We start from the raw sequence: 23393 nt of genomic DNA, 5'->3' as shown, positions 1-23393 counted from the left end.
ATGTCTGTCGAACACACGCCGCCGTCGCACCTACGTGAGGAGCGCGAGACGGTAGTGGTCGTCGGGAAAGAGAGCGTCGGGAAGTCGGCGCTCGTCGCCTCGCTCACCGGTGACCGGCCGACGAGCGGGAATTTTCGTGGAACGACGGTCGGCTGTGAACGCTACGAGACCCGAGCGCGCGTCTTCGTCGACACGCCGGGACTCGTCCTCGACGCCGACACCGCGGCGACCCGGGACGCCCTCTCTCGACTCGAGGGTGAGGAACCGGTCGTCCTCGTCGTCCCGGCGACCGACGTCGACGCCGACCTCGAGGATCTCCTCCCGCTGGTCGAGGGCCGGCTGGGACTCGTGGTCATCACCTTCTGGGACAAAGTCGAGGAGACCGAGGCGCTCGAGCGTGACCTCGAGCAGTTGAGCGCCGACCTCGGAGTGCCGGTCGTCCCGACGGACGCCCGAAACCTCTCGCGGCCGGTGACCGACGGCGGTCGGGGCGCCGTCGACGACGAGTACGGTCGCATCGTGCGCGCGCTCGAGCAACCGGGTGTCTTCCCGGATCGGGCACGCCACCGGATCGGTCGGCGAATCGAACCGCCCGTCTCGGTGCTCGAGTGGCCGTACGTCGGCCCGCTCTGTAGCGCGCTGTTGTTGCTCGTTCCGGCGGCGCTCGCCGTCTGGTTCGCCAACTCGGTCGCCGGTGAACTCGACCCGCTCGTCGGGTCGCTGTTCGAACCCGCGGTCGCGTGGGCGGCGACGCTTCCCGCACCGCTCTCGACGCTGCTCGCGAGCGAGTACGGCTTCCTCTCGATGGGACCGTTCCTGTTCGTCTGGGCGGGACCGACGATGCTCATCTTCGCGGTCGTCCTCGGCGTCTACAAGACCTCGGGGCTGGTGACACGGATGACGCTCTCGTTGCACCCGACGATGCGTCGGGTAGGCCTCACCGGCCGGGACCTCGTCCGCGTCGTGATGGGCTTTGGCTGTAACGTTCCGGCGGTGGTCAACACCCGCTCGTGTTCGGACTGCACCCGCTGTACGACCATCTCGGCCATCTCGTTCGGCTCGGCCTGCTCCTATCAGTTTCCCGCGACGCTGGCGGTGTTCGCCGCCGTCGGCATGGGCTGGCTCGTCGGCCCGTACCTCCTGGTGCTCGCGGTGACGACGCTGATCTACGTCAGGCTGATCGCCCCGCCTGCGGCCCGCCAGTCGACGCCGATCATCGAGCGTCGGCCGTTCCTCGAGCGCCCCGACCCGCGTGCGGTCGCTCGAGAGGCCTGGAGTGCGATTCGGGCGTTCGTGGTGACGGCGCTGCCGGTGTTCGTCCTCATCACGGTCGCCGCCGCCGCGCTCGACGAGGGTGGTGTCATCGACCGACTCGGTGGCGTTCTCGGCCCGGCGATGGCGGTCTTCGACCTCCCGGCGGACGCTGCACTCATGCTCGTGCTCGCCTCGGTCAGGAAAGACGGGATCGCCCTGTTGAGCGCGGACTCAGCGGCCGTGTCGCTCTCGCCCGTCCAGGTGCTCGTCGCGGTCTACCTCGCGGGCGTCCTGCTGCCGTGTCTCGTGACCGTCCTCACGGTCGCTCGAGAGGTCTCCCCGCGCTGGGCGCTGGGGATGGTCGCCCGCCAGGCGGTTGCGGCCTGTGGCTTCGCGGTCGTCCTCGCGTGGGGACTGACGCTCGTTTTCGGCTGACGGGTCAGTTCTCTGTCGGCGTTCACCGCTCCGGTGTTTGCTCGGTCCCGAGCGAGTGCGTTGCTGTGCCAGCACTGACCGACCGGCTGCCACCCAATCCAGAATTAACAACTATTATCTCTACTTTAGCAAGAATTAATACGAGTGGATTTTGTGTTACTAACCAGAATGCACACGACGTTCACGCGACGGCGGGTACTGGGTGGGATGACTGGGGCGGGAACGGCCGCGCTCGCTGGCTGTCTCGGCGGTCTCACGAGTGACGACGGCGTCGACCCGCCGGAAGCGGATTCGAGTACCGACCGCGAGCAGCTGTCGGTCGCGCTGGAGGACGATCCGACGGCCGACACCTGGGACACCTACGGCTACGCGACGCCGTACTACACGAAGGTCGTCGAACCGCTCGTCTGGGCGAGCGAGTCGATGGAGACGGTTCCGTGGCTGGCGACCGACTGGGAGGCGCTCGACGAGACGACGTGGGAGTTCAGCCTGCGGGAAGGCGTGCGCTTTCACAACGGTGAGGAACTGACCGCCGAGGACGTGGTCTGGTCGTTCGAGCGCTTGTTCGACCGCGGCGACTTCGTCTACGGCTGGCTCCACCTCGCCCCGGAGAACGTCGTCGCCGTCGACGACCACACCGTCGAGTTCACCACGACGGAGCCGTTCGCGGCCTTTCCCGGCACCATCGCACACAACATGGTCTGCGTCCAGCACCCCGACAGCGCCGACGAGGAACTGGGTACGATCGGGACCGGACCGCTCGAGGTCACGTCGGTCGAACGCGGCGACGCCGTCGAGACGACACCGTTCGACGACTACTGGGGCGACCGGATGGAGACGGGCGTCGAGTTCGCCGTCCTCGACGACGCGACCACGCGTTCGCTCTCGCTCGAGGCGGGCGACGTCGACGTGATCTTCAATCCGCCGCGGAGCCGGGTTAGCTCCTACGAGGCGGATCCGACCGTCTCGGTGCTCGCCCAGCAGTCGCCGCGGACGATGTTCGCCCCGCTCAACCTGTACCGGTCGCCGACGGACGAGGCGGACTTCCGGCGCGCGCTCAACTACGCGGTCTCTCAGGTGGAGCTGACCGAGACCGTCCTCGAGGGTGTCGACGATCCGGCGCGAGGGCCGATCTCACCGATCGTCTCCTGGAGCGCCCACGACGACGTACCGACCTACGAGCGCGACCGCGAGCACGCCCGCGAACTGGTCGAGAGCTCGAGTTACGACGGCGAGGCTCTCTCGTTCGTCGTCCACGGTGGCGTGACAAACGCCGACCTCGTCGCGGAGGCCCTCCAGGGGTCGTTCGCCGACATCGGCGTCGAGACCGACATCCGGCTGGTCGACAGCGGTTCCTACAGCGACGTCGTCCGTGAGGACGCCCCACACCTCGGCCTGCGGACCTCGGGATCGAACAGCGCTGCCGCGGACTACATCATGTTTGAGAACTTTCACTCCGAGGGTATCAACAACATTCAGGCGTACGAGGCGGAGGGGACCGGCCTCTACAATCTCGGCGGCGAGGTCGACGAGTTGATCGAGACCGCCTACCGCTCCCGTGATCTCGAGGAGACGGCCGACGCCTACCGTGAAGCCCAGGTACGGATCGTCGAGGAGGCGGTCTGTATTCCGGTGTGTTACATCGTCTACGTGATCGCCGCCCAGGCGGACGTGACCGGTATCGACCCACACCCGATCGACAAGATGGTCGACTGGAGCGGACTCTCCCGGACGGGTGACGAGTGATGAGCGAGGACTCCTCGCTTCCGACGGTCGCACCCGGCGGTTCACTCGAGTTCGCCGACGCGTGGCGGGCGGTCGTCACCGACGACCGAAACCGCTGGAGCGACCCCGAAGACGACTACGCGTTCTGGGACGACCACGCCGCCGACTACGAAGCGCGGTTCGTCGGCGACCCCGAGGGACTCGCCGCCATCGACGCGCTCGTCGACGGGACGGACTCGGTGCTCGAGATCGGTCCCGGAACCGGCCGCTACACCCGCGAACTCGCTCGCAGGGCCGCCCGCGTCACCGCGGTCGAGGACGCCCCCGCGATGCGCCGGGAACTCGTCTCGAACCTCGAGCGGGCGGGCCTCCGCGAGTCGGTCACGGTGGTCCCCACAGCGTGGGAAGACGCCGACGTCGACCCCCACGACGTGGTCCTCGCCGCGTGGTCGTTCTACCGACAGGCCGACGTGGAGGCGGCGCTCGAGACGCTGCTCGAGACCGCCCGGAAGGGATTCGTCCTGATCGACACGCCGGGGTGTCTCCCGCCGCACCGCCGCCCGGCCGTCGCGGCCGGTGACGCGCTCGCGATGCCACCGCGTCACGCCTACTACTGCGGGCTGTTCGCCGACCGTGGCGTCTACCCGGAGGTACGATTCGAGTCGAAGACCCGCCAGCAGCGTGCCCCGACGCGCGAGGCGTTGCTCGAGACGCTCTTCCCCGACCGCGAGGAGCCGACCGCCTACGCCGACGCGCTCGCTCCCTGGCTCGAGGAGAGCGAGGATGGCTGGCGGTATCGCTACACGCTCCCCGTGGCGGTCATCTCCTGGGAGCGCGACCGGGTGGCGGGGTCGCTCGCAGCGGCGGACGCCGTGGGGTGTTCCCGATGACCGGTCCGTACTCGCGTCGCGCCTACCTCCGAACGGCGCTCGGTGTCTCCGCACTCGGTCTCTCGGCAGGTTGTCTGGCCGCGAGCGACGACGCCGACCCGGAGCTGACGGTCGCGCTCTCCTGGGACGTGACGAGTGACACCTGGACGACCGGCTTCGGCGGGGTGAGTCCGTACTTCACCAACGTCTACGAGACGCTGGTGCGGGCGACCCCCGAGATGGGGACCGAACCCTGGCTCGCGACGGACTGGGAGGCGACCGACGAGACCACCTGGGAATTTTCCCTCCGCGAGGACGTCCAGTTTCACGACGGCGAGGCGTTGACCGCGGCTGACGTCGTCTCGAGTTTCGATACCCTCTTCGAGCGTGGCTCGTACTCCTGGCTGCACCTCGACTCCGACGCGACGCGCGCGCTCGACGAGCACACCGTCGAGTTCACGACGAGCCAGCCGTTTCCGGCGTTTCCCGAGGCCATCACCCACCCACTCACCGCAATTCACCGGAACCCCGGTGACCCCGGAGCGGTCGTCGCGACCGGACCGTTCGCCGTCACCGAGCGCGAGCAGGGCACCGTCGCAACCGAGCCGTTCGACTCCTACTGGGGAGACGTCCCGACGTACGACCTCACCTTCAGCGTCGTCCAGGACGACTCGACCCGGGCGCTCTCGCTCGAGTCCGGCGATGCCGACCTCGCGTTCGAACTGCCCCGTTCGCGCGTGGGACCGCTCGCGTCGGAAGACGGGTTCAGCGTCGAGCGCTCGCTCGCACCGCACGTCGTCTACGCGGGTATCCACCGCTACAGCGAGCCGACGAACGACCGGCGGCTCAGACGCGCGCTCAACCACGCCATCTCCCAGCCGTCGCTGGTCGACACCGTCCTCGACGGACTCGGTGAGCCAGCCCGCGGACCGATCTCGCCGGCGATCTCCTGGAGCGCCCACGACGAGGTCACTCGCTACGAGTACGATCCGGAGCGCGCTCGCGACCTGGTCGATGCGTCGGCCTACGACGGCGAGACGCTCGAGTTGCTCGTCAGTACGGACGTCGTCGTCGACGGCGACCTGATCGCCGAGGCGATGCAGGCTGCTTTCGCCGAGGTCGGCGTCGAGGTCTCGGTTCGCCGGACCGAACGGGCGGCCTTCTTCGACGAGATGGACCACGCGGACCTCTCCTTGCTCCACTACGGCTCGAACAACGCGGGTGCGGACTACCGAATCTACCAGAGTTTCCACACCGACGGGGTGAACAACCGTGCGAACTACGAGCGCGACGGCACCGGTCTCTACAACCTCGGCGACGAGGTCGACGCGCTTATCGACCGTGGACACCGCTCCGCCGGTGACGAGCGCGAGGCGGCCTACCGCGAGGCCCAGCGCCTGATCGTCGAGGACGCAGTCGTCCTCCCCATCTGTTACAAGGAGTACGCCGTCGGCGTTCGTGACGGCGTCGAGGACCTCGCCCTCCACCCGATCGACAAACTCGTCGACCTCTCGAGGCTCGCTGTCGACGGGGGAGGCGACGTGTGAGCGGCCGGTTCGGCTCCTACATTCTGTACCGGCTGGCGACGGCGCTCGTCGTCCTCGCCGGTGTCTCGGTACTCACGTTCGGGCTGATCTACCTCACCCCGGGTGATCCGGCGGAGACGATCCTGATCCAGCAGACCGACCAGCACCCCTCACAGGCACAGATCGACGCCTTCCGCGCCGAACACGGTCTCGACGAGCCGATCCCGATCCAGTACCTCGAGTGGCTCTCGAGCGCCCTACGCGGCGACCTCGGCCAGTCGTACTACAGCGGCCGAGACGTCGCCGCGTTGATCGTCCAGCACGTTCCGGCGACGCTCGAACTCGCGGCCGCGTCGATGCTCGTCGCGCTCGCCATCGCGCTCCCGACCGGGGTATTGAGCGCCGTCCACCGCGGGGAACGCCTCGACGCTGCGAGCCAACTCGCCGCGCTCGTCGGCGTCTCGATGCCGAACTTCTGGCTCGGCTACCTGCTCATCATCGTCTTCTCGTTGCACCTGAGTCTGTTACCGGTCGCCGGAAGCGGCGGTCTCTCACACCTCCTCTTGCCCGCCGTCGCCCTCGGCACCGGCATGGCCGCCATCGTGACCCGCCTCGTCAGAACGTCGATGCTCGAGGTGCTCGACGCTACCTACGTCGAGGTCGCCCGTTCGAAGGGTCTCTCAGAGCGGGTCGTGATCTACAAACACGCGCTCAGAAACGCCCTGTTGCCGGTCGTGACGGTCGTCGGACTCCAGTTCGGCTTCGTCCTCAACGGTGCGGTCGTCGTCGAAATCGTCTTCCAGCGGCCCGGACTCGGGATGCTCCTCGTCGACGCCGTCTTCGCGCGTGACTACCCGGTCGTCCAGGGGGTCGTGCTCGTCGGTGCCGTCGCGTTCGTCGTGACGAACGTGCTCGTCGACCTCTCCTACCGGTACCTCGATCCGCGGATCCGGCTCGGAGGTGTCCCGTCGTGAGCCACCCCGAGGAGCAGGGCGGTTCGCTCGCCGGTCAGTCGCGACACCCCGCGTTCTCCCGGCTGCTGGGTGACCTCCGGCGGAACCCGCTCACGCTGGCGGGGGCGCTCATCGTCGCCGCGCTCGCGCTCGTCGCCGTCGTCGGGCCGGTGGTGCTCACCACGGACCCGACGGCCCAGGACCTGCCGAACCGCCTCCAGCCGCCGTCGGCAGCCCACCCGCTCGGGACCGACCAGCTCGGCCGCGACGTACTCACGCGGCTCGTCTACGGCGCTCGTCTCTCGCTCGGTATCGCGCTGGCGGTGACGGCCATCCGCGTCGTCGTCGGCACCACGGTCGGCGTCGTCGCGGGCTACGCCGGTGGCTGGGTCGACGAGGCGCTGATGCGGCTGGTCGACGTGCAACTCGCCTTCCCGGGGCTCGTCCTCGCGCTCGTCGTCGCGGGTATCCTCGGTCCGAGCCTGCGAAACGTCATGCTCGCGCTCGCCGTCGTCGGCTGGGCGACCTACGCCCGGGTCGTTCGTGCGACCGTCCTCTCGGTGAGCGAGCGCGAGTACGTCGACGCCGCACGCCTGTTCGGGACGCCGCCGCGGCGTATCGCCAGACGCCACCTCTTGCCAGCCGTCCTCAACCCCGTGCTCGTCCTCGCGACGCTCAACCTCGGAACCGTCGTCCTCGCGACCGCCGGTCTCTCGTTCATCGGTCTCGGCGCACAGCCACCGACGCCCGAGTGGGGAACCATGCTCGCTGGCGGCCGCGACTACCTCAGGAGCGCCTGGTGGCTCGTCAACGCACCCGGTCTCGCCATCGTGCTCACCGTCCTCGGCTTCAACCTCCTCGGCGACGGCCTGCGCGACGCACTCGACCCACACCAGCAGTCACGGCTCGAGGAGGTGTGACTCGTGGATCCACTCCTCTCGGTCGAGAACCTCCACACCCGGTTTCGCTCCCCCGACGGCCCGATCCACGCCGTCGACGGCGCGTCGTTCACCGTCCACGAGGGTGAGATCGTCGGTCTCGTCGGCGAGAGCGCCAGCGGCAAGTCAGTGACGGCGCGTTCGATCGTCGGTCTCGAGTCGCCCGGCGAGGTGGTCGAGGGTTCGATCACGTTCGACGGGACCGACCTCACGACCGCGAGCGAGGCGACACACAGACGCCTGCGCGCGAGCGAGATTTCGACCGTCTTCCAGGACCCACACGGCGCGTTGAACCCGTCGTTCACCGTCGGCGAACAGCTGTCGGAGGCGGTCGCGCTCGCGGACGCACCCGAGCGGGTCTCGCTGCCCGAGTTCCTCGGCGTCCCACCGTTCCGTCGCCGTCGGGCGTGGGGCGAGTATCGCGAGCAGGCGGCCCACTTGCTCGAGACCGTCGGCATTTCGGACGCCGCGGATCGCCTCGAGAGCTACCCACACCAGCTTTCCGGTGGCCAACGCCAGCGGGTGGTGCTCGCGATGGCATTGGCGTCGAATCCGCGGCTCCTGCTCGCCGACGAACCGACGACCGCGCTCGACACGACGACGCAGGCACAGCTCCTCGAACAGATTCGCGGGCTTCGCGACGAGTTCGGGACCGCCGTCGTCCTCATCACCCACGACCTCGGGGTCGTCGCCGAGACCTGCGACCGGGTCGTCGTCCTCTACGGCGGGCGGGTGATGGAGACGGGACCGACCCAGGAGGTGCTCGCGGACCCGGCTCACCCCTACACGCGGGGCTTGCTCGAGTGTCTGCTCGGTGGGTTGTCCCGAAAGGCGCGTCCGCCGACGATCGGTGGCGTCGTCCCGACTCGGATCGATCCCGATCCCGGCTGTCCGTTCGCCTCGCGCTGTGCGCACGCGACCGAGGAGTGTCGGACGGTCGACCCACCGACCGTCGGTCTCGACGCCGAGCGCCGCGTCGCCTGCAGCGAACTCGAGGCGGTCCAGGGCGCACCGTTGCGACCCGACTCGAGTTCGCTCGAGCACACCGGTGGGACCGCTGGTGGGTCCGACGGCCAGGTCTCCCACGGGCACGACGGAGACGGTTCCGGCGGTGGGGACCGGGCGCTCGCGTTCAGTGCGGACCCCCTCGTCGAACTCGAGGGCGTCTCGAAGACCTTCGAGATGCGAGGTTCGATCCTCGAGCAGCTCCGTGGGACCGACCGCTCGATCCGCGCGCTCGAGGACGTGTCGCTGTCGGTGTGGCCGGGTGAGACGGTCGGCATCGTCGGCGAGAGCGGGAGCGGGAAGTCGACGCTCGCACGCGTACTCACGGGTCTCTGTGAGCCGACTGCGGGGACCGTCAGGCTCGGTGGCGACCCCGTCGGGACCGTCGGCGAGCGCACCGCCGACCAGGTGACCGAGGTCGGCGTCGTCTTCCAGCACCCGCGTGCGAGCATCAACCCGCGCCAGACGGTCGCGCAGGCGCTCGCCGAGCCGATGTGTGAACGCGGCTGGGACCCCGACCGGCGCGACCGACGCGTCGACGAACTGCTCGACCTGGTCGACCTCTCGAGCGAACACCGCTCGCGCTATCCACACCAGCTTTCTGGTGGACAACTCCAGCGCGTCGCCATCGCCCGCGCGCTGGCGCTCGAGCCTCGCCTCCTGGTGTTAGACGAGCCGGTGAGCGCACTCGACGCCTCGATTCGTGCGAAAGTGCTCTCGCTGTTGCTCGACTTACAGGAGCGTCTCGGTCTCGCCTACGTCCTCGTCTCGCACGACCTCGAGGTCGTCTCCCACGTCGCCGACCGTCTCCTGGTGGTGTACGCGGGACAGGTGATGGAACGCGGCCCGGTCGAGACGGTGGTCGACCGGCCGAGTCACCCCTACACGCAGGCGCTGTTCGAGGCGATTCCGGCGCTCGACGGCGACGGACGGGCGCGCGGTCTCGCGGGTGAGCCGCCGAGTCTGGCCGACCCGCCGGGTGGCTGTGCGTTCCACCCGCGCTGTCCACACGCCACCGAGGAGTGCGTCCGCACGGAACCGCCGGCCGTACGTGTCGGCGACGCCCGTTCGCGCTGTCACGTCGCCGAGGAGGTCGCGGCGGCGGCTCGAGACGACGCAGACGGCGACGAGACCGTAGGTCCCGCTTCCACCACCCCGCCGTGATCACTCGACGCCGGTTCTGATCGTCAGGACGGGGACCGGACTCTGCCGGACGACCTGCTCGGTCACACTGCCGACGAGTACCCGGTTCGCCCCCGAGCGGCCGTGGGTCCCCATCACGACCGCGTCGATGTCGTTCTCGGCGACGTACGCGAGGATCTCGTCGGTCGGCTTGCCGTGTCGGATCGCTTCGACGGTCTCGAGGTCGGCCGCTCGAGCGGCGTCGGCGACGGCGGCGGTGGTCTCCTCGCCCGCTTCGTACTGACGGTCGATCACGTCACTCCACTCTCGACTCGCCGCCGTGGCTCCCGCGATGGCACCGCCGAGGGGGATCGGTTCGACGGCGAACAGTACGTGTACCGTCGCGCCGACCGCCGTGGCTAGCTCGAGTCCTTCGTCGACGGCGCGCGTTGCGTGTTCGCTCCCATCGGTCGGGATCAGGATGGTCTCGTACATGACACACCTGGCTGTACACACGTCTCCCGCGCGTATAGCGCTATCATCGGTCACGTTCGCTGACCCGATCGGGACGCTGTCCGCCGTCGCGTAGATTTCCACGAGGCGAACAGCTAACCGGTCCCGTCCACACGGGTGTGTATGGCTTCGTACGACGTCGCGTTCATCGGGACTGGCAGCACCGAGGATCTCGAGAACCCGAACCGCAGCGGGTTCGCGATGAACTACTACCACGCCGAGGGCTACGAGGCGCTCGAGAACTGTGCCCTCGTCGCGTGTGCCGACGTCGTCCCCGAGCGGGCGGCGGCGTTCGCCGAGGCGTTCGACATCGACGCCGCACACACCTACGAGACCTACGGCGAGTTGCTCGCGGAGACCGAACCCGACATCGTCTCGATCTCCGTCTGGCCGGAGCTTCACGCCGAGGTCGTCGTCGACTGTGCGCGCACCGAGAGCGTCCAGGCGATCCACTGTGAGAAGCCGATGGCCCTCACCTGGGGCGGCGCGCGGCGGATGGCTGCGGTCGCCGACGAGGAGGACGTCCAGCTCACGTTCAACCACATGCGGCGGTTCAAACCGACCTGGGTCGAAGCGCGTGAACGCGTCCGGTCGGGAGCCATCGGCGACCTCGAGCGGATCGAACTCTCGCCGGGAAACGTCTACGACGGTGGGACCCACGAGATCGACTTCGCGTTCGGCGTCGCAGACGAGTCACCCGCCCGCTGGGTGATCGGACAGATCGACTACCGCGAGGAGAACGTCTGGTTCGGCGCCCACAACGAGAACCAGGCCTACGCCCTCTGGGAGCACGAAAACGGCGTCGTCACGGTGGTATCGACCGGTCCCGGAGCGGACCTGATTCCGGCGAGCATGCGCTTTTCCGGCAGTGAGGGCGTCCTCGAGGTCGCCCCCGCGGACGCGGAGGGGACGAACACGCTCCGCTGGCGTCGTCAGGGCGAATCGTCCTGGACCCGCCGGACGGTCGAGGAGGGCCGCTGGACCGACCCGGTGGGCGACGCCGTCGCCCACGTCGTCGACTGTCTCGAGACCGGTGAGGAACCGGCCATCGGCGCAGCGAACGCACTCAACGCGACCGAAGTCATCTTCGGCATCTGGGAGTCCGCCCGGCGACGGGGCCGGGTCGACCTGCCACTCGAGATCGACGACAATCCGTTGCACGATCTGGTCGAGTCGGGTGCGCTCACGCCCGAACCGGCCGAGGAGTGAGACTGATTCACTTCGATCCTTCGAACACGAGGCGTCGGTTCAGTCTCCGCGTTCGCGGATCCAGTACTGACACGCCCGATGTAAGTCGGCGTTGGGAAGGTCGCTACTCTCGACGGTTCGGAGGGTGTCGATGAGCGGTGGGTTCGTACTCGGCGTCAGGATGAAGTAGGCAGCGCCGCTCGAGACGGCGCCGATGCGCCAGCGGACGATTCGTTCGACGACAGCCCAGTCGGTATCGACGAGCGAGACGGCGTTCTGCCAGGCGAGCCGTCGACTCTCCGCCATACTGAGTAGGACGAACGCGTGATCGAGCGACCCAAGAACCTCGCTCACGCGGGCGTAGCCGTCCGCCGCGTACACGTTCGCCAGTTCGGCGAGGACGACGTCGATCAGCCGGTTGAGTGTCCGATTGATCTCGTTGTGATCTTCGAGTTTCTCCCGTCGGTTGGGCTGTAAGCCGACCGCTGCCAGCGTGTACGCGAGGTCGTAGTTGATGTGTGCGTTGATTCCCAACAGCGCGTCCTGTACGTAGAGCGTCGATTCGTTGGCCGGGGCTTCGAACGAGACTCGCCACGGGTGTGGCACTTCCTCGAACCGCCCAGTCTCGTACGCGAGTAGCGCTCTTCGGTACCAGTCTGCGAACTCGACGAGGTAGGCACGCACCCACTCCGGATCGTTGAACACGTCGTTGTCGAGGTCCTTGCGGACGGCATCGGTCATCTCGGCGTAGATGGTGAGAAACACCGACCGGCGATCACACTGCTCGCGGAGGTGTGACTCCGCTGCCTCCAACCGATCGTACACGTCGTCGATCTCCGTAAACGGTTCGTCCACGAGGTCGACGAGTACCTGATCGGGTCCCGACCACCGGTCAGCGAGTGATTCGGGCTGGTACGCACGTCGATACGACCGATGTCTGACCGTCCGCTCGAGCGCCCGCAGCTCCGTCCGCATCGGAACGTAATATCTCAGCCGAGACATCGCTGATTACACACGCTCACAGTACGTTCGTGGCTGGTGATAAAACCACAGTACTTTCGTTGATAAATTGGGCGACGTATTAGTGGTGCCAACACTCGAATTATCGGAGTGGCTACCCTGCCTAGTACACTCGAGGTAATGACATGCCGCTATATTATTTTCTCATAGTCCGTCCAACAGACACGACTGGAGCTGTCTCGACCGAGCGCTTTCCCCTTCTCTTCGGTCGATTCCTGCCGTACGCCGACTCCCACTCCTCCCGATCGATAGACCACGCTAGCCGTTGACTGTGGGGTCGTGGCTGTACCTGGGCGGCCGGCAGTACTGGACGGTGTATCCCGAGATGGTGAGTCATACAACGCCCTTCTTCGAGCAGACATATTGCTTTGAGTCCATGTGTATTGACCTGGTATGTGTGGTGACTCTCGTGTACCACGCGTTCGAGACGTCCCGTTTTCACCGCCGCTCGAGCGAACCGAAGCGATTAATCGGGTTCTCCGGGTTGTACCACGCATGAATCCCACGGACTGGCGGACTTATCTCGTCACCCAGGCGTCGCTCGCCGCCGGGCGCTCGAGTGCACAGATCGTCGCAGCGGCCATCGACGGCGGCGTCGACGTCGTTCAGTTGCGCGAGAAGGACACTGCCGCACGGAGCCGCTACGAACTCGGTCTCGAACTCCGGGAGCTGACTCGAGCGGCGGACGTGGCCCTCGTCGTCAACGACCGCGTCGACCTCGCGCTGGCCATCGACGCCGACGGCGTCCACCTCGGCCAGACGGACCTCCCGGTGGCGGTCGCACGCGACCTCCTGCCGGCCGACGCGGTCGTCGGCTGTTCGGCGTCCACGGTGGCGGAGGCGACCCGTGCAGAAGCCGACGGCGCGGACTACCTCGGCGTCGGGGCAGTCTACGGCACCACGTCGAAGGCCGTCGACGAGTCGAAAGACGGGATCGGACTCGAACGACTCGAGGCGGTCGCCGAGGCTGTGTCGATCCCCGTCGTCGCCATTGGCGGGATCACCGCCGAGAACGCGCGCCCAGTGGTCGAAGCCGGGGCGGCAGGTGTCGCAGTTATCAGTGAGATCACAGCTGCGGACGATCCGGCGGCCGCGACCCGCACGCTTCGACGGGCAGTGACCGTCGACTAGACCTCTCCTCTCCGTGTTGTTCCGACGCGCTCGAGCGAACCCGCTCTACACCCCGAGAAGCCGCCGGTGGCTCGAACCCCTACAGGCGTTCGAAGAGGGCGATCACGTCGGTGAAGCCCACACGTCCATCGCCGCTGAAGTCGAAGTACTCGACGTTGTTCTGGACGGTTTCGCCCGTGTGTTCGTCGAAGAAGGTGACGACGTCGTTGAAACCGAACTGGCCGTCGCCGGTGACGTCTTCGTAGCGGCCGTCACCGGTGAGGTCCTGGGCCGGGTTGCCGTCGCCGGTGACGTCCGGTGCGTCGGGTTCCGGCGGCTCTTCGCCGGGCGGGACCTCCCCGCGTTCGACCGCCCGCGTGTGCTGGGCGAGCCAGCCACTGATGTCCCCGTCGGGAATCTCGAGTGCCCGGTAGGTCGGCTCGAGATCGGGGTAGCCGCCGACGTCTGCCTGGCTGTCGACGATCGAACCGGTGCGGTTCTCGACGGATGCGAGAATCCGTTCTTCGACCTCGAGTCGCTCGGCCGGGCGGGCACCTGCGTTGGCTAGCACCTGTTCGTAGGGGTCGCCCTCGAGCGGGGTGAAGCCGTCGGGCCAGTAGGTCTCGATGGGGTCGTCGTGGACGACGAAGGGACCGCTGTGCTCCTCGAGCATGGTGTAGCCCTCGTCGAGGTAGTTCTCCCCGACGTGGACGTTGAGGTCGGGACCGCCGCTCTGGTAGGTGTAGACGATCGGACGACCCGTGTCCGAGGCGTCGCCGGCGATGTAGCGGTTGCCGACGTAGTTGACGTAGTTCGGCGCGTCGACGTCTCCGCCGAGGGAACTCCCGCGTTCGAAGTTGTACCAGACGTTGTTCGCGACCGTCGCCTGGGTGCCGCCTTTGAGTCGCGGGTTGCGACTCCAGGTGTGTGCGTAGAGGTTGCCGAGCAGCGCGAGTCGGTCGGCGTCGTTCCCGAGGAGGGTGCCGTAGGCACGGGTATCGTCGCTGCTGTGGACCGGCGAATCGAACAGCGGCTCGGCGAGCAGGTTGTTCGAGAACGTGAAGTTCTCGCTGACCGACCCCGCGTTGACGGACATCGACTCCTCGGTCCCCCAGAGGGCGGTACAGTGGTCGAAGACGACGTTGTGTGCGTTGTCGCCCGCGACGATCGCGTCCGCAGGGTCGCTGATCTCGTCGCCCGGCAGCGAACGGATGTGCTGGACGATCTGGTTCTCTTCGTCGAACTCGAGACCCGGCTTGCTCGCCCGGACGATCGTGATCCCCGGCGGTGGGGCGGTCTGACCGGCGACGTAGATGTGCTTCCGTTCGGCCTGGATGTCGGTGTCTGCAAGGTCGATCACGCCACCCACTTCGAAGACGATGATCCGCCGACCCGCGTCTCCGTTCTCGAGTTCGTCGTAGCCGACCTCACAGGCCCACTTGAACGACCCCTCGCCGTCGGCGTTCAGGTTCGTCACGCGGACGACGGCGAGCGGTCCCTCGGTCAGCCACTCGAGGTCTGCGAAGCCGTCGCTGACCGCGATGGGTGAACTCGGCGAGAGCGCGCTCACGTCGTTGATGAGAACCTGGCCATCGTCGACGGCGGGCGTCTCCGCTGGCGGCGGCGTTGGCTCGACTGGCTGGCTCTCGGGATCACTGACGCTGCCGGCGGCCGACACCGACCCAACGTCTCCGTTGTGCGTCGGTGAAACCCCGCTCAGGTCCGAGAACGTCGTCGTGTTGCGTGTACCGGAGGCGGCACTCGTGACCGCGAGTCCGACGAGTAGCTCCCCGGGCAACTCGAGTTCGTCGCCCGGTAGCTCTGCGAGCAGCGTCCACTCGCCGGGATGCTCGCTGCCGTAGGCACGGACCGTCTCACCGGTGCGAACCAGCCGTTGCCACCGGACGTCGAGCGTTCCGCCGTCGACCGCGCTGATACCTTCGCCGGCTTCCGATGTCGTGCTTCGCGCCTCCGCACCCGCTGCCGGCCGCCACTGTACCGAGGTCTCGTGTCCGGGGGTCGTCCGAACCAGCACGTTCGCCGCGTCGTCGGCGAGCGACGCCCTGGCCATCAGCCCTGCTTTCGCCCACTCGTCGGTGTGCTCCTGGTCGTCGACGCGAACGACGACGTCGAAGTCACCCTCGAGCTCGGCGAAGTAGTAGTGGAACTCGTCAGCTTCGTCCCAGATGTCGCTCCCGCCGCCTGTCACCGACACCTCGCTCGTCGCCGTCGTCGCGCCAGCGCTCGCGGCGATGGCCCCGATACTACTGGCACCGACGGCTCTGATAAACGTCCGTCTGCTCTGTCTCATGACTCGGACACCGACCTACGATTCTCGACAGGACTGATAAGTTTTATTCTGTCTGTATTGTATTATCTATACCTCCTTTCGACTGAACCGCTCGGAAGGCTGCTCACGGGTTCGTCGTTTGATTCTTCGCTTCCCGAGACGGACCGAGCTGCGTCCGTTTGGCCATAGCAAACGAATGTACAGAAATACGACTGTTTCTGCTGGGCGGGCGACGAATCGTTACAGACGTAGGCCTGTCACATTTTGGGCGTTCACCTCCGTACGAAAGGGGGCGTTCCTCTCCGATTTGGTCACGACCAAACGCTCGCTCTCGGCGTGGCGTAAGGCGATACCTCGGTCCATTTCGACCTGTTCGAAAGACTGTACTGTGGCGGATAGTTCAGCGCCCCGTCACTTCTCTCGCACGTCCACTCGTCGGCTCGTGATCCGACCGACGGCTGATTTCCCCCTCTCGAGAAGATCCAGCGGCGCGACGGCCGACGTATCGCTGACTCGTCCCGACGACCACTAGTTAGGGCACAATATGTGTTGTGAGAACACGATCGACACAATATGCGTCGAGAGAACACGATCCCGAGCGCCGGCTCACTCGAGCGGTTCGACGCTCGTCTCGGTGTAGTAGGTGCGTGCGGTCTTCGGGACGACCTTCGAGTCGGTGATCTCGAGATCGAGCGTCTCGACGATGTCGGCGGCCGAGCGGCCGATGCGGACCTCGTAGGGTCCGGTCTCGACGGCGAGGTTCATGTCGAGGTCGTGGAAGGCGAGCTGCGTCGCCGAGAGGTCGAAGGAGACGCGTGCGGACTCGCCGGGCTCGAGCGAGACGCGCTGGAAGCCCCGGAGTTCCTGGACGGGGCGGGCCTGGCTCGGGTTGGCCGCGTGGGTGTAGAGCTGGACGATCTCGTCGCCGGCGACGTCGCCGGTGTTGGTGACGGTGACGCTCGCGGTGACGCGCTCGAGCGGGGTGATGGCGTCGGCGGAGAGTTCGACGTCCGCGTACTCGAACTCGGTGTAGCTCAGACCGTGGCCGAACGGGTAGACGGGCGCTGCGTCGGTGTAGACGTAGTCTTTGTTGGCGGTGTTGGCCTTGCGGTTGTAGTAGACCGGGAGCTGGCCGACGGACTTCGGCAGCGAGACGGGGAGTTTCCCGCCGGGGTTGTACGCGCCGAAGAGCACGTCGGTGATCGCGGGACCGCCGTCGTCGCCGGGGAGCCACGCCTGGACGATGGCGGGGGCACGCTCGGCGATGGATTCGATCGCGTGTGGCTTGCCGCTGACGATGACGACGACGAGCGGGGTGTCGGTCTCGGCGAGCGTCTCGACGAGTTCCTCCTGGACGCCCGGCAGGCCGAGGTCGGTCATATCACAGCCCTCGCCGCTGGTGGGGACGCTCGGCTTCTTGCGCTGTTCTTCGTCGACGTCGGAGAAGTCGACGGCCGAGCGAGCGCCGACGAACGCGAGTGCGACGTCCGCGCCTTCTGCCGCCTCGAGCGCCGCGTCGAAGCCGTCGGTCGAGGGGCCGGAGATGGTACAGCCCAGTTCGTGGTGGACCTCGAGCCCGTCGCGCGACTCGAGTGCGGCCAGCGGGGTGATGGCGTCGGATTCGTACTCCTCTTCGGGGTAGTGGGCGGCGTAGGCGTAGTCGCCCATGAGTTCTTTCTTGTCGTCGGCTTTCGGGCCGACGACGGCGACGGAGCCGACGTCGAGGGGGAGGAGGTCGTCCTCGTTTTTGAGGAGGACGATCGACTCGCGGGCGGCGCGGGCGTTGACCTCTTGGGCCGCGTCGGTGTGGAAGGCGTCTGCGGCCGCCTCGGCGTCGATTTCGGGGTCGTCGAAGACGCCCTTCTCGATCTTCTCGGTGAGGACGCGCCGGACGGACGCGTCGAGCGTCTCTTCGGTGAGTTCGCCCGCCTCGACGGCCTCGACGAGGTGCTCGCCGTAGTACTCGGTGTAGGGCAACTCGACGTCGAGGCCGGCCTCGAGACAGGCGACGCCCGCCTCGCGTTTGGTGTTCGCGGTGCCGTGTTCGGTCACGAGGTGGCGGACGCTGTAGTAGTCGGAGACGACAGTGCCGTCGAAGCCGAACTCGCCGCGTAAGACGTCCGTCAGGAGCCACTCGGAACTCGCACAGGGGACGCCGTCGATGTCGTGGTAGGCGTTCATCACCGATTCGGCGTTCGCTTCGCTGATGACGGCCTCGTAGGGGAAGAGGTGCGTCTCACGCAGTTCGCGCATGCCGACGTTGAGCGAGGAACGGTTCTTCCCGCCGTCGGTCGCCCCGTGGCCGACGAAGTGTTTCAGCGTGGCCGTGATGCCGTCGTCTCGGCCCTCGCCCTGGAGACCAGTGACGTACGAGCGCGCCATCTCGGCGACCATGTAGGGGTCCTCGCCGAAGGTCTCCTCGACCCGGCCCCAGCGGAGGTCACGGGCGACGTCGAGGACGGGTGAGAGCGCGTGAACCGTCCCGATGCCCTCGAGTTCGCCGCGGATGGTCTGGGTGACCTCCTGGAGGAGGTCGGGGTTCCAGGTGCTCGCCATGCCGATCATCTGTGGGAACGTCGTCGCCTCCGGCCCCATGTAGCCGCTGAGACACTCCTCGTGGGGGATGGCGGGTACGCCGAGGCGGGTTTCGGCGAGTAGCTCCTGTAACTCGTTGGTCACGCGCGCCGCGTCGGTCGGCGAGAGTCCACCCTCGCCGCCGATACGCGTCAAGTGGCCGATGCCGTGCTCGAGCCACTCTTTTGCGGCCTCTCGGTCGACCTCGGTTCCCTCGAGTACGCGCTCGGCGTTGACCGAGCCGAGCTGGGCGGCCTTCTCCTCGAGCGTCATCCGCGAGAGCAGGTCCTCGACGCGTGCCTCCGTCGACGCCGTCTCGTCCCGGTACCTGGGTTCGCTAGATTCTCGTGTCACGCCTGAACGCTCGTGATCGGACGTAATAGTAGTTCTGACATCGGTAGCGCGCGCACGCGTCAGGCGGAAGTCGCGGACCGAGGGACTTGCTCCCGAGAGCGGTGCGTGCCGGCCCGGCCGAGCGCTCGTCACCCGTTCTCTATGAGTGGATCAGCCGCCACTGTCTGGGGGCGTATTCCTGTCGAGACCCCTCTCGTCCGGGCGGTTAGAACCTCGAGCGCGGTCGCTGCGGGAGTCGGCCACATCAGTTACAAGCATACGATTGTAATCCTCTGCTCGAAGAGCAGGGCTGCTCGCGCTCGGTGCGTTGGGAGACGGTAATAGAACACACCTCTTCGAAAATAGGGAATGATTTTCTGTGATATGGAACGCGTGTGTGCTATGTATGCTCCTCGTCTGCGTCTGCCGTTCGGACCTGCTTCGCGAGGGCGTACCCGACTCCAGCACCGATGCCAACGAGACCGGAGACGATGCCCAGGCCCGGTACCGAATCGGTTGCGTCGTCGCTCTCGCTCTCGGTCTCGACGTCGAGGTCGACCGTCACCGTCGTCCCGCCCTCCTCGAGCGTCGTCTCGACCGTTCTCGTCTCCCCGTCGTAGCTCGCGGTGATCTGGTACTCGCCGTGGAACCCCTGGGTCCCGTAGGTTCCCTCGCCGTCCGTCTCACCGGCTTCGTCGGTCCACCACTCGTCGTAGACCAGCTCCATCCAGACGTCGTAGGCGGGTTTCGGCGTCCAGTCCTCGTAGAACAGCGGCGCGTCGTCGCCCCAGTGCTCGCCGTCCCAGAAGCCCCACATGAGGAAGTCCGCCGTGGCGGGGTGGCTGTAGAACGTCTTCAGGAACTCGTAGAAGAACTCTGCTTGCGCTTCCGAGGAGTCCCAGCTTCCCTGGTAGGTGTCGAACTCGGTCGATTTGATCTCGATGCCGTAGGCTGCGTACTCGTTGAGCGCCTCGAGTACCTCGTCGGGACTCAGACGACTCGCGGTGCCGAAGTGGCTCTGGAGACCAATGGCGCCGAGGTCGATGCCCTCCTCGAGGAGGAACTCGATCTGGCTTTTGTAGCTGTTGCGCGTCGAGGTGTGTGGGCCGACGAGGACGTTGTAGTCGTTTACCGCGATGGAGACGCCCTCCTCGGCGGCAGCCGCCTCGGCGGTCTCGTACCACTCGGCGAGGATCGGAGCCTCGACCGGGTTGACCGAGCCGTCGACCGCCGTGATGAACGACGTCTCGTGGATGGCCTCGTTGACGACGTCCCACTCCTCGATGTCGTCGCCGTAGTGGGCGATGATCGTCTCGATGTGCTCGAGCGTCCGCTCGCGGACGTGTTCGCCGTCGCCCTCCTCGAGCGCCTCCTCGACGTCGGCGGGGACCGCGTAGGCGTCGACGTTCGCCCACAGACAGGTGTGCCCGCGCAGTCTGAGGCCGCGCTCGAGGAGCCACTCGGTCGCCTCGTCCGCGGTCTCCTGGTTCTCCTCGAAGAAGCGCCACTTGTGGTGGTTCTCCAGGACGCCCTTGTTGAACAGTTCCGGGACGTACTCGCGGTAGGTGTCGGCGTCGGCCGAGTCCTCGAGCAACAGCGGGGCGTTCACCGCCGTGCCGAAACCGTAGGTGTGCGCCTGCATCTCGATTTCTACCTCGGCACCCTCGAGCGCTCGCCCCTCGCTGTCGGTCACGTCGACGGCCAGCGGTGCGGTTCGATGGGTCTCGATCCGTTCGTCTGCGGCGTCCTCCCACGCCGTCGCGTCGCGGTCGACCTCGCTCAGCTCGACGGTCGGTCCCTCGTTCCAGCCCGTCTCCTCCCCGGCGGCCGAGCCGACGACGCCCCCGCCGAGCAGCGATGCGACGCCGAGCAACTGCAAGTAGCGGCGTCGCTCGAGCGCGCCCGCTCGGACGCCGTCCGGTACTTCTCGGTGATCCCCCTCCCGCTCGTCAGCTTCTGTATCGGTGGCTGTCATCTGTCTGTTCGTGAGTTCGATCCCCACGCGTTGTCCACTGTGGTATGCTAGAGCTAATAAATCTACAGGAATCCGATCGGTTTATCATTGAAGTCTCGCCCGGAGAATGACCGCGTTGGTCACACCCGACACGCCACCGTCTCTCGAATCCACACCTTATATGTCCTTATACGGAACGTTATCTAGGGTCGACGCCACTAGCTCGAGTATGAGCCTAGACGAGGACGCACTCGAGTACCACCGAGCCGACCCACCCGGAAAGATCGAGGTCGGGACGACGAAGCCGACGACCACCCAGCGGGACCTCTCACTCGCCTACTCACCGGGCGTCGCCGCTCCCTGCCGCGAGATTTCCCAGAATCCCGACGACGCCTACACCTACACCGCGAAGGGGAATCTCGTCGCCGTCGTCTCCGACGGCTCCGCCGTGCTCGGTCTCGGTGACATCGGTGCGGAGGCGTCGAAACCCGTCATGGAGGGCAAGGGCGTGCTGTTCAAACGCTTCGCCGACATCGACGTCTTCGACCTCGAGTTCGACCACGACACCGTCGACGCCTTCGTCGAGTCGGTCGCCGCGCTCGAGCCGACCTTCGGCGGCATCAACTTAGAGGACATCGCCGCCCCCGAGTGTTTCCACATCGAAGAGCGCCTGCGTGATCGGATGGACATTCCCGTGTTTCACGACGACCAGCACGGCACCGCGATCATCTCGGGTGCGGCGCTGCTCAACGCGGCCGACATCGTCGGGAAGGACCTCGAAGACCTGCGGGTGACCTTCGCCGGAGCGGGTGCGGCCGCCGTCGCGACCGCCAACTTCTACGTCTCTCTCGGCGTCGAGCGCGAGCACATCACGATGTGTGACATCGACGGCATCCTCACGACGGCGCGTGCCGAGGCCGACGACGCCCACCCCTACTGTCACGCCTTCGCTCGAGACGTTCCCGAGGGCGACCTCGCCGACGCGATGGTCGGCGCGGACGTCTTCGTCGGTCTCGCCGCGGGCGGCATCGTCGACGGGGAGATGGTCCGCTCGATGGCCGACGATCCGATCGTCTTCGCGATGGCCAACCCCGACCCCGAGATCAGCTACTGGGAGGCGAAGGAGGCGCGTGAAGACACCGTCGTCGTCGCTACCGGCCGCTCTGATTACCCCAACCAGGTCAACAACGTCCTCGGCTTCCCGTTCATCTTCCGTGGCGCGCTCGACGTCCGCGCGAGCCAGATCAACGAGGAGATGAAAGTCGCCGCCGCCCGCGCGCTCGCCGACCTCGCCCGCCAGGACGTCCCCGACGCGGTCGTCAAAGCCTACGGCGACGACCCGCTCCAGTTCGGTCCCGACTACATCATCCCGAAACCGGTCGACCCGCGCGTGCTGTTCACCGTCGCCCCCGCTGTCGCCCGCGCCGCCCAGGAGAGCGGCGTCGCCCGCGCGTCGCTCGAGGTCGACACCTACGTCGAGCGGCTCGAGGCGCGCCTCGGGAAGTCCCGCGAGATGATGCGGATCGTGCTCAACAAAGCCCGGAGCGATCCGAAACGCGTCGCCCTCGCCGAGGGCGGCGACGAGAAGATCATCCGCGCGGCCTACCAGCTCGAGGAACAGGGGCTCGCCGAACCGGTGCTGATCGGCGACGAGGCGGCGATCACGCAGACGGCGCGAGCGCTCGGACTCGACTTCGAGCCGACGGTCGTCGAGGCGACGCCCGAGGGGAACGACGGCTACGTCGACCACCTCTACGAGCGCCGCCAGCGCAAGGGCGTCACCCGCAACGAGGCGGCGGGCATGCTCACCGACAGCACCTACTTCGCCTCCGTCATGGTCGCCTGTGGCGACGCCGACGCCATGCTGACGGGGCTGACCCACCACTACCCGTCGGCGCTACGCCCGCCGTTGCAGGTCATCGGCACCGCCGAGGGGTCGACCTACGCCGCCGGGGTCTACATGCTGACGTTCAAGAACCGGGTCGTCTTCGTCGCCGACACCACGGTCAACCTGAGTCCCGACGAGGAGGTCCTCGCGGAGGTCACCCGCCACACCGCCGCGCTCGCCCGCCGCTTCGACGTCGAACCCCGTGCCGCCCTCCTCTCGTACTCGAACTTCGGCAGCGTCGACACCGAGGGGACACGAAAGATTCGCCGCGCCGTCGACGCGCTCCACGCCGACCCCGCCGTCGACTTCCCCGTCGACGGTGAGATGCAAGCCGACACCGCCGTCGTCGACGACCTCCTCTCTGGCACCTACGAGTTCTCGACGCTCGAGGAGCCCGCCAACGTCCTCATCCTCCCCAACCTCGAGGCGGGCAACATCACCTACAAACTCCTCCAGCGTCTCGGCGGGGCGGAGACCGTCGGGCCGATGCTCACCGGGATGAAACGGCCGGTCCACGTCCTCCAGCGCGACGACGAGGTCAAAGACATCGTCAACCTCGCCGCCGTCGCCGTCGTCGACGCCCAGGAGGAGTGACGACGGCGTAGCTGTCGGCTCACTCGAGACGGTACTCCCCGACGCGGTGGCTCACGCTGGCCCGTCTTCGCGGCAGCCGTCGCCCTCGGCGACCCTGGCCGA

The 23393-nt window shown here is 67.1% G+C and carries 15 protein-coding genes; 10 read left to right on the top strand and 5 right to left on the bottom strand.

Translation table 11 applies throughout. From position 1 onward, the window contains the following. The 7 genes from N0B15_RS10835 (at position 1) to N0B15_RS10805 (ending at position 9869) form a co-directional block, all read left to right on the top strand. Positions 1 to 1689, top strand: a complete 1689-nt coding sequence (locus N0B15_RS10835; RefSeq protein WP_263019722.1) for a nucleoside recognition domain-containing protein — start codon at positions 1 to 3, stop codon at positions 1687 to 1689. 168 nt (positions 1690 to 1857) lie between these two features. Beyond that, entirely contained in the window at positions 1858 to 3435 is a 1578-nt protein-coding gene (locus tag N0B15_RS10830) for an ABC transporter substrate-binding protein (protein ID WP_263019721.1), read from the top strand. Beyond that, positions 3435 to 4304 carry a class I SAM-dependent methyltransferase gene (locus tag N0B15_RS10825; RefSeq protein WP_263019720.1) on the top strand — a complete coding sequence of 290 codons (870 nt, stop codon included), beginning with the start codon at positions 3435 to 3437 and terminating at the stop codon, positions 4302 to 4304. The genes N0B15_RS10830 and N0B15_RS10825 overlap by 1 nt, the downstream gene beginning before the upstream one ends. Next, complete coding sequence (locus tag N0B15_RS10820; protein WP_263019719.1) at positions 4301 to 5830, top strand: ABC transporter substrate-binding protein; 1530 nt, start codon at positions 4301 to 4303, stop codon at positions 5828 to 5830. The genes N0B15_RS10825 and N0B15_RS10820 overlap by 4 nt, the downstream gene beginning before the upstream one ends. Next, positions 5827 to 6783 (top strand): nickel ABC transporter permease, encoded by a 957-nt coding sequence (gene nikB, locus N0B15_RS10815; protein WP_263019718.1) that lies wholly within the window; start codon positions 5827 to 5829, stop codon positions 6781 to 6783. The genes N0B15_RS10820 and nikB overlap by 4 nt, the downstream gene beginning before the upstream one ends. Beyond that, the gene (nikC, locus tag N0B15_RS10810) at positions 6780 to 7682 is read left to right on the top strand and encodes a nickel transporter permease (RefSeq protein WP_263019717.1); all 903 of its coding nucleotides are present in this window, start codon (positions 6780 to 6782) and stop codon (positions 7680 to 7682) included. The genes nikB and nikC overlap by 4 nt, the downstream gene beginning before the upstream one ends. A 3-nt stretch (positions 7683 to 7685) precedes the next feature. After that, a complete protein-coding gene (locus tag N0B15_RS10805) occupies positions 7686 to 9869 on the top strand; it encodes a dipeptide ABC transporter ATP-binding protein (RefSeq protein ID WP_263019716.1) in 2184 nt (727 codons plus the stop codon). On the opposite strand, the gene N0B15_RS10800 is transcribed toward N0B15_RS10805, so the two are convergent. After that, complete coding sequence (locus N0B15_RS10800; RefSeq protein WP_263019715.1) at positions 9870 to 10322, bottom strand: universal stress protein; 453 nt, start codon at positions 10320 to 10322, stop codon at positions 9870 to 9872. It abuts the gene before it with no gap. A gap of 141 nt (positions 10323 to 10463) precedes the next feature. Here N0B15_RS10800 and N0B15_RS10795 point away from each other — a divergent pair, with 141 nt between their 5' ends. Continuing rightward, the gene (locus tag N0B15_RS10795) at positions 10464 to 11549 is read left to right on the top strand and encodes a Gfo/Idh/MocA family protein (protein ID WP_263019714.1); all 1086 of its coding nucleotides are present in this window, start codon (positions 10464 to 10466) and stop codon (positions 11547 to 11549) included. A gap of 39 nt (positions 11550 to 11588) precedes the next feature. Here the strand turns inward: N0B15_RS10795 and N0B15_RS10790 are convergent, their stop codons facing one another. Next, positions 11589 to 12503: a DUF5995 family protein gene (locus N0B15_RS10790; RefSeq protein ID WP_263019713.1), complete on the bottom strand. Its 915-nt coding sequence runs from the start codon at positions 12501 to 12503 to the stop codon at positions 11589 to 11591. Between the two features lie 540 nt (positions 12504 to 13043). Between N0B15_RS10790 and thiE the strand changes: the two genes are divergently transcribed. Then, complete coding sequence (gene thiE, locus N0B15_RS10785) at positions 13044 to 13679, top strand: thiamine phosphate synthase (protein ID WP_263019712.1); 636 nt, start codon at positions 13044 to 13046, stop codon at positions 13677 to 13679. A gap of 79 nt (positions 13680 to 13758) precedes the next feature. Here thiE and N0B15_RS10780 read toward each other — a convergent pair whose 3' ends face one another. The 3 genes from N0B15_RS10780 to N0B15_RS10770 all read right to left on the bottom strand — a co-directional run bounded on the left by N0B15_RS10780 (position 13759) and on the right by N0B15_RS10770 (position 20857). Beyond that, entirely contained in the window at positions 13759 to 15969 is a 2211-nt protein-coding gene (locus N0B15_RS10780) for a hypothetical protein (RefSeq protein ID WP_263019711.1), read from the bottom strand. Positions 15970 to 16554: 585 nt separating this feature from the next. Then, a complete protein-coding gene (locus tag N0B15_RS10775; protein WP_425494227.1) occupies positions 16555 to 18795 on the bottom strand; it encodes a glycoside hydrolase family 3 N-terminal domain-containing protein in 2241 nt (746 codons plus the stop codon). Between the two features lie 460 nt (positions 18796 to 19255). Continuing rightward, positions 19256 to 20857 (bottom strand): endo-1,4-beta-xylanase, encoded by a 1602-nt coding sequence (locus N0B15_RS10770; RefSeq protein ID WP_263019709.1) that lies wholly within the window; start codon positions 20855 to 20857, stop codon positions 19256 to 19258. 181 nt (positions 20858 to 21038) lie between these two features. Between N0B15_RS10770 and N0B15_RS10765 the strand changes: the two genes are divergently transcribed. Then, positions 21039 to 23291, top strand: coding sequence for an NADP-dependent malic enzyme (locus tag N0B15_RS10765; protein ID WP_263019708.1), 2253 nt, complete (start codon positions 21039 to 21041; stop codon positions 23289 to 23291). The last annotated feature ends 102 nt before the right edge of the window (positions 23292 to 23393 follow it).

Source organism: Natronobiforma cellulositropha (assembly GCF_025629245.1).
Lineage (GTDB): Archaea > Halobacteriota > Halobacteria > Halobacteriales > Natrialbaceae > Natronobiforma > Natronobiforma cellulositropha.
This window is presented reverse-complemented; position numbering and strand designations above follow the sequence as displayed.